1 protein-coding gene is annotated in these 923 nt (G+C 66.1%); it reads left to right on the top strand.

What is annotated here, in order from left to right:
• Positions 1 to 19 precede the first annotated feature (19 nt).
• A complete protein-coding gene (locus tag TVC13_RS18015) occupies positions 20 to 907 on the top strand; it encodes a prenyltransferase (RefSeq protein ID WP_422402497.1) in 888 nt (295 codons plus the stop codon).
• Positions 908 to 923: the final 16 nt, after the last annotated feature.

The following is a 923-nucleotide window of genomic DNA, read 5'->3' as shown; positions in this document are numbered from 1 at the left end:
CCCCTTTGGAGGAGAACCCATGAGTGCCCCCGCGACCCGCACGCCCGGCACCCTGAGGATGCTGCTGCTCTCCTCCCGGCCGCTGTCCTGGGTTAATACTGCGTACCCCTTCGCCGCCGCGTACCTGCTGACCACGGGCGGGATCGACGCCGCCTGGGTGATCGGCACCCTGTACTTCCTGATTCCGTACAACCTGGCCATGTACGGCATCAACGACGTGTTCGACTACGAATCCGACCTGCGCAATCCCCGCAAGGGCGGGGTGGAAGGTGCCCTGCTGGACCGCCGGTTCCACCGCATCACCCTGTGGGCTGCCGTGGTCACCAACGTTCCGTTCCTGGTGGTGCTGGCCCTGATGGGGTCGCCGCTGTCCTGGCTGGTCCTGGCCGTCAGCGTCTTCGCAGTCATCGCGTACAGCGCCCCCGGGCTGCGTTTCAAGGAACGGCCCTTCCTCGACTCGATTACCTCCAGCACACACTTCGTGTCCCCGGCCGTGTACGGACTCGTGCTGGCAGATGCCCAGTTCACGCCCGGACTGTGGGCAGTGCTGGGTGCGTTCTTCCTCTGGGGGATGGCAAGCCAGGCGTTCGGAGCTGTGCAGGACATCATTCCGGACCGCGAAGGCGGGCTGTCCTCCATTGCCACGGTGCTGGGAGGCAGGGCTGTGGTGCGGCTGGCCTTCGGCGCCTACGCCGCAGCCGGTGCCCTGATGCTGCTCACCCCGTGGCCCGCACTGCTCGGGTCGCTGCTGGCCGTGCCGTACCTGCTGAACCTGGTGCCCTTCCTGGGCATCACGGACGAACGGTCCGAGGAAGCCAACGCCGGATGGAAGCGGTTCCTGAAGCTGAATTTCCTGACCGGTTTCCTCGTGACGATGCTGCTCATCTGGTACTGGCCCTCCCGCTGATCCCCTTCCCCTTGCC

Source organism: Arthrobacter sp. 3Tela_A (assembly GCF_049311025.1).
Classification (GTDB): Bacteria; Actinomycetota; Actinomycetes; order Actinomycetales; family Micrococcaceae; genus Arthrobacter_B.
This window is presented reverse-complemented; position numbering and strand designations above follow the sequence as displayed.

Excerpts from the sequence above, each read along its gene's own strand:
- TVC13_RS18015 (WP_422402497.1), top strand. The coding sequence starts at position 20 with ATGAGTGCCCCCGCGACCCGCACGCCCGGCACCCTGAGGATGCTGCTG.